Origin of the sequence: Nonomuraea fuscirosea (assembly GCF_003001935.1) — a bacterium.
Taxonomy (GTDB): Bacteria; Actinomycetota; Actinomycetes; order Streptosporangiales; family Streptosporangiaceae; genus Nonomuraea; species Nonomuraea fuscirosea.
Genome location: NZ_PVNG01000008.1, coordinates 245,682 through 258,976 on the forward strand (window position 1 = coordinate 245,682; position 13,295 = coordinate 258,976).

13 protein-coding genes are annotated in these 13,295 nt (G+C 71.8%); 9 read left to right on the forward strand and 4 right to left on the reverse strand.

What is annotated here, in order from left to right; genetic code table 11:
- Nucleotides 1-37: 37 nt before the first annotated feature.
- Nucleotides 38-1,438 carry an NAD(P)/FAD-dependent oxidoreductase gene (locus tag B0I32_RS20340; RefSeq protein ID WP_106241563.1) on the forward strand — a complete coding sequence of 467 codons (1,401 nt, stop codon included), beginning with the start codon at nt 38-40 and terminating at the stop codon, nt 1,436-1,438.
- Between the two features lie 9 nt (nt 1,439-1,447).
- Here the strand turns inward: B0I32_RS20340 and B0I32_RS20345 are convergent, their stop codons facing one another.
- Both B0I32_RS20345 and B0I32_RS57765 read right to left on the reverse strand, forming a co-directional pair.
- A complete protein-coding gene (locus B0I32_RS20345) occupies nt 1,448-2,233 on the reverse strand; it encodes an AfsR/SARP family transcriptional regulator (protein WP_106241565.1) in 786 nt (261 codons plus the stop codon).
- Between the two features lie 57 nt (nt 2,234-2,290).
- The gene (locus B0I32_RS57765; protein ID WP_181307583.1) at nt 2,291-2,428 is read right to left on the reverse strand and encodes a hypothetical protein; all 138 of its coding nucleotides are present in this window, start codon (nt 2,426-2,428) and stop codon (nt 2,291-2,293) included.
- A 124-nt stretch (nt 2,429-2,552) separates the two neighbouring features.
- Here B0I32_RS57765 and B0I32_RS20350 point away from each other — a divergent pair, with 124 nt between their 5' ends.
- From B0I32_RS20350 to B0I32_RS20370, 5 genes are all read left to right on the forward strand, one after another.
- A complete protein-coding gene (locus B0I32_RS20350; RefSeq protein WP_181307585.1) occupies nt 2,553-5,486 on the forward strand; it encodes an AfsR/SARP family transcriptional regulator in 2,934 nt (977 codons plus the stop codon).
- Nucleotides 5,487-5,889: 403 nt separating this feature from the next.
- Nucleotides 5,890-7,071: a ThiF family adenylyltransferase gene (locus B0I32_RS20355; RefSeq protein WP_106241570.1), complete on the forward strand. Its 1,182-nt coding sequence runs from the start codon at nt 5,890-5,892 to the stop codon at nt 7,069-7,071.
- A 55-nt stretch (nt 7,072-7,126) separates the two neighbouring features.
- Nucleotides 7,127-7,999 carry a hypothetical protein gene (locus B0I32_RS20360; protein ID WP_106241572.1) on the forward strand — a complete coding sequence of 291 codons (873 nt, stop codon included), beginning with the start codon at nt 7,127-7,129 and terminating at the stop codon, nt 7,997-7,999.
- A 17-nt stretch (nt 8,000-8,016) separates the two neighbouring features.
- Nucleotides 8,017-8,994 carry an ATP-binding cassette domain-containing protein gene (locus B0I32_RS20365; protein WP_106241575.1) on the forward strand — a complete coding sequence of 326 codons (978 nt, stop codon included), beginning with the start codon at nt 8,017-8,019 and terminating at the stop codon, nt 8,992-8,994.
- Nucleotides 8,991-9,848, forward strand: coding sequence for an ABC transporter permease (locus B0I32_RS20370; RefSeq protein WP_106241576.1), 858 nt, complete (start codon nt 8,991-8,993; stop codon nt 9,846-9,848). Before B0I32_RS20365 ends, B0I32_RS20370 begins: the two co-directional genes overlap by 4 nt.
- Here the strand turns inward: B0I32_RS20370 and B0I32_RS20375 are convergent.
- Nucleotides 9,790-10,590: a LytR/AlgR family response regulator transcription factor gene (locus B0I32_RS20375; RefSeq protein WP_106241578.1), complete on the reverse strand. Its 801-nt coding sequence runs from the start codon at nt 10,588-10,590 to the stop codon at nt 9,790-9,792. The two genes, B0I32_RS20370 and B0I32_RS20375, sit on opposite strands and share 59 nt — an antisense overlap.
- A 74-nt stretch (nt 10,591-10,664) precedes the next feature.
- Between B0I32_RS20375 and B0I32_RS20380 the strand changes: the two genes are divergently transcribed.
- The 3 genes from B0I32_RS20380 to B0I32_RS20390 all read left to right on the forward strand — a co-directional run bounded on the left by B0I32_RS20380 (nt 10,665) and on the right by B0I32_RS20390 (nt 13,061).
- Nucleotides 10,665-11,249 carry a hypothetical protein gene (locus B0I32_RS20380; RefSeq protein WP_106241892.1) on the forward strand — a complete coding sequence of 195 codons (585 nt, stop codon included), beginning with the start codon at nt 10,665-10,667 and terminating at the stop codon, nt 11,247-11,249.
- A 168-nt stretch (nt 11,250-11,417) separates the two neighbouring features.
- Nucleotides 11,418-12,395 (forward strand): RNA polymerase subunit sigma-70, encoded by a 978-nt coding sequence (locus B0I32_RS20385; RefSeq protein WP_245955926.1) that lies wholly within the window; start codon nt 11,418-11,420, stop codon nt 12,393-12,395.
- 78 nt (nt 12,396-12,473) lie between these two features.
- Nucleotides 12,474-13,061, forward strand: a complete 588-nt coding sequence (locus tag B0I32_RS20390) for a maleylpyruvate isomerase family mycothiol-dependent enzyme (RefSeq protein ID WP_106241583.1) — start codon at nt 12,474-12,476, stop codon at nt 13,059-13,061.
- Here B0I32_RS20390 and B0I32_RS20395 read toward each other — a convergent pair.
- Nucleotides 13,038-13,289, reverse strand: a complete 252-nt coding sequence (locus B0I32_RS20395) for a formate dehydrogenase subunit delta (protein ID WP_245955940.1) — start codon at nt 13,287-13,289, stop codon at nt 13,038-13,040. The genes B0I32_RS20390 and B0I32_RS20395 overlap by 24 nt on opposite strands.
- Nucleotides 13,290-13,295: the final 6 nt, after the last annotated feature.

The window sequence follows — 13,295 nt, forward strand, 5'->3', positions numbered from 1 at the left end:
CTCAAACTGAAACTCAACTCCAGAACAGGAGCAGCCGATGACGACCAGGATCGAGGCCGACTACCTCGTGATCGGCGCGGGCGCGACGGCGATGGCCTTCGTGGACACGCTGCTGAGCGAATCGGACGCGACCGTGGTGATGGTCGACCGCTACCACCAGCCGGGCGGCCACTGGACCGTCGCCTACCCGTACGTACGGCTGCATCAGCCGTCCGCCATGTACGGCGTGAACTCCCGCCCCCTCGGCGACGACACGATCGACCGGACCGGCCTGAACGCCGGTTTCTACGAACTGGCCAGTGCCGCCGAGGTGTGCAGCTACTACGACCAGGTCATGCGGCAGACGTTCCTGCCCTCAGGCCGGGTGTCGTACTTCCCCATGGCCGAGTACGACGGCGCCGGCCACTTCCACCTGACGACCTCCGGCGACGCGTACGAGGTGACCGTACGCCGGAGGGTCGTGGACACCACCTACCAAGGGGTGACCGTCCCGGCGATGCGACCGCCCGAGTTCCCGGTCGCCGCCGGCGTCCAGGTGGTGCCGCCGAACGCGTTGCCCGCCATCCGCGACCCCTATGAGCGGTACGTCGTCGTCGGCGCGGGCAAGACCGGGATCGACGCCTGCCTCTGGCTGCTGGAGCAGGGCCTCGCCCCGGAACGCCTGACGTGGATCATGCCCCGCGCGCCCTGGCTCATCGACCGCGTCACCGTGCAGCCGATCCCGCTCCGCCGTGCCGAGGACATCGGGCGGGATTTCCTGGCCAAACACGAAGCCGTCATGAGCGCCGCCTCCCTGCCCGACCTCTTCGACCGGCTCAACGCCGCCGGGGCCCTGCTGAAGATCTTCCCCGACGACCGGCCGACGGCCTTCCGCTGCGCCACCGTCTCCCAGGCCGAGCTGGAACGACTACGCCGGATCGAGGACGTCGTCCGCCTCGGCCGGGTGAAGCGCATCACCGAGACGGAGATCGAACTCGACGGCGGCGCCGTTCCCGTCGGCCCGGGGGTGCTGCACGTGGACTGCACCGCCGACGCCGCCAAACAGCTCCCCGTCGTCCCGATCTTCCAGGACGGCCTCATCACCCTGCAGTCGGTCCGCGTCTGCCAGCCGGTGTTCAGCGCCGCCCTCATCGCGCACGTGGAGGCGGCCTATCCGGACGACACCGTGAAGAACGACCTGTGCCCCGTCACGCCGAACCCGAGAACCGACGTGGACTGGCTGCGCTTCGCGCTGTCCGCGAACGCCGAAGCGCTGCGCTGGGCCGGCAACGACGACCTCGACACCTGGCTGCGCACGTCCCGGCTGCAACCGAACATCGCCCCGCCGATGCCGGAAGACCCGGTCGAACGAGCCGCCTTCGCCCGCCAGTCCCTGACCATGCTCCAGGAACAGAACGGCCGCCTCGAACAACTCCTGCACGCGCACGAGGTGGGATGACAAGCGGCGTCACAGGGCGGGCTCGTCGCGCAGGATCGCCGTGTGCATGGTGCGCAGCACGTGACCCGGCTCCAGCCCCAGCTCCTCCACCAGCACGGCACGCCCCCGGCGGTAGACGCGCAGGGCGTCCGCCTGACGTCCTGACCGGTGGAAGGCGAGCATGAGCTGGGCCCGGATCCGTTCCCGCAGCGGGTGCTCGGCCACCGCCACGCCGAGCACCCCCACCAGGTCGCGGTGCCGGCCGAGGGCCAGCTCCGCCTCGGCCCAGTCCTCCAGCACGCTCAGCCGCAGCTCCTCCCAGCGGCCGGCGACCGCGCGCAACGGCTGACTGCTGATCCCGGCGAGGACCTGACCGCGCCACAGCCCGAGCGTCTCCCGCAGCAGCGCCGCCCTCCTGGCGGGCGGCGCCTGACGGGCCTGGTCGAGGTTGGCCTCCGCCTGATGGGCGTCGAGGTCGACGGCGCGGATCCGGTAGCCGGACGGCACGGTCTCGATCAGATCGGGATCGCCGCCGCCGATACGCAGCGCCTTGCGCAGCGCGCACACGGCGATCATCACCTGGTTACGCGCGGAGGACGGAGGATCGTCCCCCCAGACCTGGTCGATGAGCCGCTCCATGGCCACGATCCGCCCCTCGGCCAGGAGCAGCGCCGCGAGGGTTGCCTGGGCCCGCGGCCCGCCCATGTGGACCGGCCGCCCCCCGATGGTCACCATGAGCGGCCCCAGGATGCCGAACCAGGTGTCCGGCCGCGTCGCGGCGGCCGGTGCCACAGGCGCGGCGATGATTTCGTGCATGACGACGATCCCCCGATCCCGGTCCCGTGCACGGCGGCACGACCCGCCGTACGGTGGTCAGCACCACTCGCACTCACCTGCCTGAACACTGACAGGCGCCTGCTGCTGAGCGTCGATCTGGGCGGCCGTCCCGACGCTCGCCCCCGTGAGCGTGGAGAGCGCCAGCACGAGAATCGCGAGTTTCCGCTGGAACATGTGGTATTTCCTCCCTGCCGACTGTGATCAGTACGGATGCTGCCAGAATCCGATTTCAGTCCGTTTACAGAAGGCGTGGAGGGTGTCAGTCACCCTGGCGGACGGCTGTACCGGGGGGAGACGTATGGTTCACCAGGACGAACGCGCCATGCTCGCGATCGGCGTTCTCGGGGGCCTGGAGATCCGGAAGCTGGGCCGCGAGGTGACCGTCCCCGGGCGCAACGGTCCCTGGCTGCTGGCCGGGCTGGCTCTCGGAGGCGGCCGTCCGGTATCGGAGCACCAGCTGACCGAGTGGGTGTGGGGGCCGTCCGGGGCGAGCGTGGGCGCGTTGCGTACGGGGATCTCCCGCATCCGCACCTGGCTGCGCGACCGGATGTCGCTGCCCGGCGCGATCGAGCTGACCCCGCAGGGCTACCGGCTCGACCTCGCCCGCGTCCGGCTGGACGCCGCGCGTTTCACGGAGCTGGCCGAGGCGGCCGCGGCCGAGCGCGACGCCGAGCGCCGGCTCGGCCTGCTCCAGCGGGCGCTGGCGGAGTGGCGCGGCCCGGTATTGCTCGGCGCCCCGGAACGGCTGCGCGACTGCCCCGAGGCGCACCGGCTGGACACGGCGCAACTGACATGCGTGCTGGACGTGGCCGACCTCGCGCTCGCCCTCGACCGGCCGCAGGACGCCGTCGATCACGTGGTGCGTCTGGCCGGGCGGCACCCTTACGACGAACGCCTGCACGCGCGCCTCATCACCGTGCTCGGCGCGTCCGGCCGCAGGGCGCAGGCGCTGCGCTGGTTCGAGGCCACCAGGAAGAGGCTCGCCGACGAGCTCGGCGTGGACCCCTCGCCCGAGCTGCGCGACGCCCACGCCGCGCTGCTGGCGGAGGAGGCCCGCGCCGCCGGCCGGAAACCGGCCCGCCCGGCGGTGCCCAACATGCTGCCGCCGGACGTGACGGACTACACCGGGCGCGAGGAGATCCGGCGGGAGCTGCGGCGCCACCTGTGCGACCCGGGCCGGAACACCGTGGCGATCGCGGCGATCGCCGGTATGGGCGGCGTGGGGAAGACCGCGCTCGCCCTGCATCTGGCGTACGAGCTGCGGGCGGAGTTCCCCGACGGGCAGCTCTACATGGACCTGCACGGCACGGGAACCCAGACCGAGCCGGTCGATCCGGCCGAAGTGCTCAGCCGGTTCCTGCGCATCCTGGGCGTGGGCGGCGACTCGATCCCGCCGACGCTCGACGAGCGGGCCGAGCTGTTCCGTACGCAGATGGCCGACCGCAAAGCCCTGATCATCCTGGACAACGCGGCCGACACGGCCCACGTCATGCCGGTCCTGCCGGGAAGCCCGTCCTGCGCCGTCGTCGTCACCAGCCGCAGGCCACTGGGGTCGCTGACCGGCGCCCGGCAGGTGGATCTCGACGTGCTGAGCCCGGCGCAGGCCACCACGCTGCTGGAACGGATCGTGGGAGAGGAGCGGCTGGCCCGGGATCCCGCCGCGGCTCAGGAGCTTCCTTCGCTGTGCGGCTATCTGCCGCTGGCGCTGTGCATCGCCGGCGCCCGCCTCGCGGTCAAGCGGCACTGGACCGCCACCACGCTGGTGTCGCTGCTCAGCGACGAGCGGCGGCGACTGGACGAGTTCGCCTACGGGCCGCTGCACGTGCGGGCCGTGTTCGCGCTCAGCTACCAGGGCCTGGAGCCGGACGAGCAGCGCGCCTTCCGGCGGCTGGGGCTCATCGAGGCCACCAGCTTCGCCTCGTGGGCCGCCGCCGCGCTGCTCGACGTCGACGTACCCGAAGCGGACAAGCTGCTCGAAACCCTGGTCGACGCCCAGTTGCTGCAAGTCGCCGCGACCGACTCGACCGGGCGGACCCGCTACCTCTTCCACGATCTGGTACGGCTCTTCTCACGGGAGACGGGCGAGGCCGAGGACTCGGCCCAGGCGCGCAGGGACGCCGTCGAACGCCTGCTGAGCTGCCTGCTGTCGGTCAGCAGACAGGCGTACAGCGTCCTGTACGGCGGCGAGCACCAGATCGTCCGCGGTTCCCCCCGACGCCCGCGCCTGCCCGCCGACTACGTCGAGGAGCTGGTCGCCGATCCGGTGGAGTGGTTCGAGACCGAGCGGCTGACCATCGTCGACGCGGTGCACCTGGCCGCGAGCACCGGGCACGAGGAGCTCTGCTGGGACCTGGCCTGCACGACCGCGATCTTCTTCTCGCTGCTGAAATACCTCGACGACCAGCACACGATGCTGGAGACCGGCTACGCGGCGGCCGAACGGGCGGGCGACGTCCGTGGCATGGCGGCGGTGCTGCAGCGGCGGGGGATGCTGCACGTGGACAAGGCGCTCTACGACCTGGGGCGGGCCGACTACGACCGCTCGCTGGAGCTGTTCCGGCAGGCGGGGGACGTGCACGGCCAGGGCATCGCCCGCACGTACCTGGCCATGGTCGATCGCTTCGTGGGCCACTTCGACCAGGCCATGAGCCGCTACGAGCAGGCCCTGGACGAGCTGAGAGCGGCGGGCGACCTCGGCACCGAGGCGTTCGTCCTGCGCAACATCGCGCAGATCCACCTCGACCAGGACCGGCTCCAGCTCGCCAGGACCAATTTCGAGGCCGCCCTGGCGATCTACGAGCCGCTGGACACCCCGCGCGGCCTCGCGCAGACCCTCTACTGGCTGGGCAGCCTCGACCTGCGGGAGAAGAGGTACGACGAGGCCCGCGACGCCTTCACCAGAACCATGGCCGGCGCCCGCACGATCGGGGACCGCGTGGGGGAGTCGCTGGCCCTGCACGGGCTGGGGGAGTCGAGCATGCGGCAGGGCCTGCTGGAGGAGGCCGAGGTCGTGCTGACCCAGGCGGTGGACATCGCCCGGAGCCTGAAGAGCCGGCTCATCCAGGCCCGCGTGCGGACGTCACTCGGCGAGCTCTACCACGTGGCCGGCCGGCCCACGGAGGCCGCCGCCCAGCTGGAGACGGCCGTGGAGATCGCCAGAACCATCGGCACCAAGCCCATCGAGACCCGGGCCGCCGACCTCCTGAACGAGGTCCGCGGCTCCACCGCCTGAGCCCCGAAGCCGCGGTTCCACCGCCTGAGCCGCCCCGAAGTCGCGGTTCCACCGCCTGAGCCGCCGACCGAGTCGTCCCGGGTTCTCTCCCGTTCGATGTCCCCTTGCACCCGTTCGTGACCTCCACCTGCCGTGCGGCGCCGAGAACTCCGCACCATGAGATCAGACCCGCTCAAAAGGGGTCGAAGTCCCAGGAATGGAGGTGATTTCACATGCGCATCGTCATCCGTCGTCCCGAGAAGATCGAGGCCACCGCCTGGTGGATCGTCGCCTGATCCACGCCATACGGTTCAGCGCTCCCCGGGCGGCCACACGGCCGCCTGGGGCGCGCTTCCCGTCGGCATCTCAAGGACGCTGCCGACCCCGAAGGAAAGCTGACATCTCACGGAAAGCGAAAGGCGACATGGCCGGTCATCCTGCGAACCAGACGACCGATGCGGAGCCCGCGGCCGACGGGAATCCGCGCATCAAGGAGATCTACCCCCGCTATCGGCTCGACGACCGCCGATTCCGCATCGGCGCGCAGCTCGGCATCACCGCGGAGTTCGACGACGCCGGCGGTGAGGTGTGGGACCTCGCGGAGTCGCTCGACGGACGGCCGGTGCCGGAGGTCGTGGCGGCCGTACGGCGACGTCATCCCCACCTGAGCGTGTCCGACGTGCTGGACGGCATCGCCACCCTCGACCACGAGGGTTTCGTCGAGTCGGCGACACCGGGCGGGCACACCGAGGACGACTTCGACGCCCGCCTGCTGCCCAACATCCGCTACTTCAGCCGGTTCGAGGGGATAGCGGGCAACCGCTACCGGGCGCAACAGCGCCTTCAGGACTCCACCGTCCTGCTGCTCGGCCTGGGCGGCGCGGGCTCGAACTTCCTCACCCTGCTGTCCGGGGTCGGCGTCGGCCGCGTCATCGTGGCCGACCACGACTCCGTGGAGGCGGCGAACCTCGGCCGCCAGCTTCTCTACCGCGAGAAGGACATCGGCGTGCCGAAGGCGACCGCCGCCGCCGACGCCCTCGAGCAGATGAACTCCAGGGTCGAGGTGCGCCCGCACGTGCGGAAGGTCGACTCCGCCGAGGACGTCACCGATCTGCTCGACGGCGTCGACCTGGTGATCTGCGCGATCGACGAGCCGCCGTTCATCGCCCAGCGCCGGGTGAACGCGGCCTGCGTCGCGCGGAACGTCCCGTGCGTCTACGGACTGTCCCAGGTCACCAGGGGCCGCGTGTTCACCGTCGTCCCCGGCGTCTCCGGCTGCTTCGACTGCCTGAACATCAACTACAGCCAGAAGGACCCGGTGTTCGTCGCGCAGTTCGGGTTCATGCGCAGCGGCTGGGAGGCCCCGTCCATCGCCTACGCCCCCGCCCTCTTCCAGCTCTCGGCGGTGGCCGTGGACGAGGCCGTACGGGTCCTGACCGGCTACGCCCCGCCCCGCTCCGTCGGCGTGCAGTTCGAGATCGACTACGAGGAGGGCACCGCGTTCCACCTCAACGACTGGCCGCGGCTGCCTGAGCTCTGCCCGACCTGCGGCACGGGCACGGAGTCGGACTGGGAGGTCTTCCGTGAGTACCGGGAAGGCGCCTAGCCGAGCGGCGACCCCAGCGGCGACCTCAACAGCGACCTCAGCAGCGACTCCGGCTGTGGCTCCGGCGGTGACGCTGCGCCGGCGCGGGCCGGACGCGTGGGCGCTGGCCTCCCGGGACGGCCCGCTCATCGTGGACGCCCGCACCGCCGACGCGGTCCGGCACCTCCAGCAGGGCATTACCCCTGACGAACTGCCGGCGACGCTGACCTGGCTGACCCCGGCGGACGCCGAGGAACTGGCCAGGATCGTCGATGACGGCGCGGAACACGCGAGGGACCTCGAACTGACGGATCCCGCGCACCCGGCGCTACTGCGCGCGGTCGCGCCGATCGCGCTCGCCGGTCTCGTGCTCTCCGCGTCCGCGCTCCTCGTCGCGGGAACGGTCCCGGCGGGCGGCGCCTTCGCCCCGCCGGGCGTGCCCCCGCTGCTCGCGGCCGCCGTCGCCGTCCTGGTGGCGGTCGTCACGACGGCGCTGCACGAGAGCGCCCACGTGCTCACGGGACGTCCGCGCGGCGGCCCGCTGCCGAGGGTACGCCTGCGCTGGTGGCGGGCGGTCACGACGGCCGACCTGACCCACACGTGGGGGTGGGCCAAACCCCATCAACTCGCCGCACTCGGCGCCGGCGTGGCCGTCGATCTCGCCGTGCTGGCCGCGTTCGCGGGCTGGACCGCGCTCGGCGGCGGCTGGTTCCCCCGGCTCGTCGTCGCGGTGCTGGTGGCCCGGCTGATCTGGCAGGGCGGGACGCACCGCCGTACCGACGCCTACTTCGCGGTGGCCGCCGCCCTCGACAGCCCCTCGCCGCGGCAGGCCGGGTCGCCGCGCGTGCGCCGGCTGTTCGCGGCGCTCGCCGCACTGGGCGTGTGCCTCGACCTGGTCCTGCTGTACGGCTGGCTGTGGCGGTGGATCGCCGCCGTCGCCGGGCTCTGACGCTCCGGGAGGAAACGATGACAGCGTCCGGCTCCATCGTCATCGAGGGGCTCCGCAAACGGTACGAACACGGCAGACCGGCCGTGGACGGCCTCGACCTCGTCGTCCCCGGCGGCACCGTACACGCCCTGCTCGGGCCGAACGGCGCGGGCAAGACGACCACCGTACGCATCCTCGCCACCCTGCTGGCCCCGGACAGCGGCCACGTCCTCGTGGCGGGCGCGAACCTGCGGACGCACCCCCACCTCGTCCGCGAGCGCATCGGCCTGTGCGGCCAGCACGCCGCGCTCGACCACCGGCTGACCGGCAGGGAGAACCTGCACATGCTCGGCCGGCTCGCCGGGCTGAGCAGAGCGGCGGCCCGCGAGCGCACCGGCGAGCTGGCCGAGCGGCTCCGGCTAGCGGACTTCGCCGGCAAGACGGTCGCCGACATGTCCGGGGGCATGGCCCGGCGGATCGACCTGGCCGCGGCCTTCCTGGCCAGACCACGGGTGCTCTTCCTGGACGAGCCCACCACCGGCCTCGACCCCGTCGCCCGCCTGGACGTGTGGGAGCTGGTGGGCGAGCTCGTCGCCGCCGGCACGACCGTGCTGCTCACGACGCAGCACCTCGACGAGGCCGAACGGCTGGCCGACGCGGTCAGCGTGCTGCGCGACGGCCGGCTGATCGCGAACGGCACTCCCGGAGAACTGAAACGGCAGGCGGGCGGGCCCCGGCTGGAGATCGTCCTCCGGCATCCCGACCAGCGCCGCCCGGTGCTGTCCGTTCTAGAGACGCTCGCCCTGCCGGGGATCACCACCGGCGACCGCGCGATCGTGGCACACCTGGCCGCCACCGACCCGCTGGCGCTGCTCGGCACGGCCGTGCGGGCCCTCGCCTCGGCCGGCGTCGAGGTCGAGGAGCTGGCGCTGCGGCGGCCGTCCTTAGAGGACGTCTTCGTGGCCATGACCAGCGAGCCGAGGAAGCACCGGCAGGAAGAGAGATCGTTCACATGACCGCACCGTCGCTCGTCCGCGCGACGCGCGTGATCGGCGCGCGCAACGTGCTGCGCCTGCGCCGCTCACCCGACCTCATCGCCGTCGTCGCCGTGCAGCCCGTGCTGTTCGTGCTGCTGTTCGGCTTCGTCCTCGGCGGCGCCATCCAGGTGCCAGCGGGCGACTACCAGGCGTTCCTGGTCACGGGGGTGCTGGTGCAGACCGTCGTGTTCGGCTCGGCTCTGGCGGGCATCGGCATGGCCGAGGACCTCGAACGCGGCGTCGTCGACCGGTTCCGATCGCTGCCCGTGCCCCGTGCCAGCATCGTCATCGCCCGCGTCCTGTCCCAGCAGATCACGGGCGCGCTCGGGATCTCGGTCACGGCCGGCTGCGGGCTGCTCCTGCAGTGGCGTCCCCACGGGGGGCTCGCGGGGTCGCTGGCAGCGTTCGGGCTGCTGATGCTCTTCGGCCTGGCGATGAGCCTGGTCAGCGTCACGATCGGATGCGCCGTCCGCTCGACCGAGGCGGCGCAGGTGGCCTGCTACGCCTGGCTCTTCCCGGTGACCTTCGTGTCCGACGCGTTCGTCCCGACGGACCGGATGGCGATGCCCGTACGACTGATCGCGGAGTGGAACCCGATGAGCGCGGTCACCACCACGGTGCGCGCCCTTCTCGGCGACGGCGCCCCGGCGGCCGGCGGCTGGCCGCAGGAGCACGCCCCGATGCTGGCACTGGGCTGGTGCGCGGTTCTCATCGCGGCCTTCCTGCCCTGGTCGGTGCACGTCTACCAGCGGCGGACCGCCGGCCGGTCACGGCCTACGTCGGCAGGCCGAGCGAAAGGCGGAGCTGGTCACGGTAGGTGCGCCCGGAGATGAGGCTGTCGCCCGTGGACAGGAAGAGGCGCAGCTCGCCGTGCCGGAGGATCTCGACCTCGCGGATCCGGTCCAGGCGCACGATGAGCGAGCGGTGCACGCGCAGGAACGTCCGCGGATCCAGCCGCTCCTGGAGCAGCGTGAGCGTGCCGCGGACGAGGTGGGTCCGGGAGCCGACGTGGATGCGCGCGTACTTGCCCTCGGCCCTGATGTAGTCGATGGCGGCCAGGTCGAGGAACTGGATCCGACCGGCGCCCTCGATGGGCAGCCGGCCCAGCGGCGGCGGCCCGGCCACCCGCCCACCGCCGGAGAAGCGGTCCGGCGGCGACGTCCCGGCCGGTCGCCCACCAGCGGCCAGGCGGCTGACCACCCGGGCCAGCACGGCTTGGAGCGCGACCCGGTCGCACGGTTTGACCAGCCGATCGACCTCATGAACCTCCTCGGCACCCGGCAGAGGCGCACCTGCCGCCGCCATCAGCACGACAGCAGGCCACCGGCGGCCCCGGAGAACGTCGAACACCTTTAAGCCGCCCTCCTCCGGCCGCCCCGGATCCAGGAAGACCAGATCCGGTCGGCGCCGTTTCATCGCCTCAGCCGCGGCCCGCGCCGTCGCGCACGCGGCCACCAGCTCGACTTCCTGGTGGCGGCACAGAAGCCGCTCCAGCTGGGCACGCGTCGCGTGGTCGTGATCGACGATCAGCGTGCGCAGCCGCGCGGCGCGGGAGTGGGAAGACTGGCCCGGCATGTTCACCTTCCGCAAGTCGATGGCAGGTCGCGTGGAGCACGCTAGCGACGGCTGCTTTAACTAGGCTTTTGGCGATGACCGGACCCGAAAAAGCCGCGCTCGATCCGGCAGCTCTCCGGAACGCGGTGACCGACCAACCGGCGAGCACGGCGGGAGCCTGGGCCGGCGGGGCTGCCTCGGTCGAGGGGTTCCTCCGGCGGGTCGTCGCCGACCTCGACCGCATGCCGGCGTTGCGCGTTCACCATGCCGAGTTCGGGAACTACGGCTCGGGCTACGCGTCGTACATCGACGTCTTCGTCACCAGACGCGACGGCTCGGCGTGCCGCTCCGCGAACGGCTGGACGGAGGTCGAAGGGCTGCCGCTGGCGCTCTGCCGGCTCGCGCCGGTGGCGGTGCTCTTCACGCCCGGCAGTCAATCCTCGGGGCCGGACGGCGCCGGTAGCCGCGGCCTGCCGCAGCTGTCGCTGGTCGCGGACGATGCTCCGCCGGGATGGGCGGCGGAATACCGGCAGATCCGTCAGGTGCTCGATCGGCACGACCTCGGCCTGCTCGATGCTCGGCTACTCGGCCTGCCGTTAATGCGGGGGCTTCAGGTGGACACCGTTCTCGGGGATCCGCCGTACACCGTGTTCGACGCCTGGTTCCACTGGGCGGACTGATCCGGCGGATCCATCGATCGATCGTCTACCTGGATGACGAGTTCTAACACATAGGGAATCTCTCTTATCCCTGCCCGCATGACAACCGCATAGCGCCCCCGCCGGGTAGCCCGGCGATGCCGTGCTGATCGCTTATGTCCTGGATGTCGAAGACGTCATGATGGGCGGGTGGCTGTGAAGGATGGATCCGATGTCCCGCCGGCGATGCTGGAGTCGTTGCGGGGGCCGTTGACCGGGTACTGCTACCGCATCCTCGGTTCCGCGAGCGACGTCGACGACGCCGTGCAGGAGACGATGGTGCGCGCGTTGCGGGCCATCGACGGCTTCGACCCGGAGCGGGCGGCACTTTCGACCTGGGTGCACAAGATCGCCACGAATGTCTGCCTCGACATGCTCAGAAGCGCGCGGCGGCGGGCGCTGCCGTGGGACATGGGGCCCGCGTCGAGCGGCGGCGCCGACCTCGGCGTCCCGCTGCCGGCGGCACGGTGGGTGGAGCCGCTGGCGGACTCCCGGGTGATGGGGACCGCCGACCCGGCCGCCCTGGCGATGCGCGGGGAAACGCTGCGGCTGGCCTTCATCGCCGCGCTGCAGCGGCTGCCGCCGCGGCAGCGGGTCGCGCTGGTGCTGCGGGACGTGCTCGAGTTCAGCGCCGTCGAGGCGGCCGAGGTCATGCGGACGTCGGTGGCGGCGGCCAACAGCGCCCTGCAGCGGGCGCGGGCGACGCTGGACCGGCACCGGCCGCACCCGGCCGACACTCCGCGGCTGGACGACGTGACCCAGCTCGACCTCCTGCACCGCTACGTCAAGGCGTTCCAGACGCACGACGTGCACGAACTCGTCGCGGTGCTGGCGCACGACGCGCGGTCGGGGATGCCGCCTTTCGCGTGGTGGCTGGACGGGGCGGCGCACATCGCCGCGGTCATGTCGGCGTCGGACTCCTGTGGCGACGACCGGCTGATCTTCGGCGAACCGGCCAACGGGTGCTGGACGCTCGGTCAGTACCGGCCGGACGAGAACGGGGTATTGGTGCCGTTCGCCCTGCTGGTGGTCGAACTCAGGGACGGGCGGATCAGCGAGGTCGTCACGTTCCTGGGCTGGGGTGACCGTTTCGCCGAGTTCGGCCTGCCTGACCGGCCCGAAAGCTGATCAGGAAGGACCGATGAGTCCGGCTGCCTTCGGTCGTACAAGAGGCGACATGTCCACCACGACCCGAAGGCCACACCCATGTCACCGACCGACGCGGAACTCAAGCAGCACATCCACGCCGAGAGAGAACGACTGACCTGCCTGCTCACCGACCTCCCCGCCCAGGGCTGGGACAGCCCGTCCCTGTGCGAAGGATGGCGGGTTCGTGAGGTCGTCGCCCACATGACGGCGCCGTTCCGTACGAGCCTGCCCCGGTTCGTGGCAGGACTGGCGGCGGCCCGCTTCTCCTTCGACCGGTACGCCGACCGGTCCGCCCGCAAGGACACCACCCGGATGCCCGACGCCGCCCTCCTCGCCTGCCTGCGCGAGAACGTCACCAACGAGTGGCGGCCACCCGGCGGCGGGCTCGCCGGAGCGCTGAGTCACGACGTCATCCACGGCCTCGACATGACCGAGCCGCTGGGACTGCCCGCGCCGCCGGCCGAACGCGTCGCCCTCGTGCTGGCGAGCGCGGACGACCGGAGCCTGTCCTACTTCGGCGTCGACCTGACAGGTGTGCGGTTGCGCGGCACCGACGCCGACATCGAGCTAGGTACGGGCGAGCCCGTCGAGCTGCCGGTCAAGGACATCCTGCTGACCGTCTCAGGACGACGACCGCTGCCCTGACACCGGGCCGGGCGCCGGGGACAGCAGCGCGGCGGCGGCCAGGACGAGCGGGTCGAGGCGGCCGTCGGTGGCGCCGGTGGCGTCGGCGACCAGCATGGAGCGCATCCGGGGATCCCAGAAGGCCCGGACGTGCTCGGCGATCCGCTCGGCCGCCCAGGCCGGGTCGCGGTGCCTGAACTGCACCGCGATCTCGTTCGCCATGCGGATGTGCGGAGGCGTCCGCGTCATGGTCAC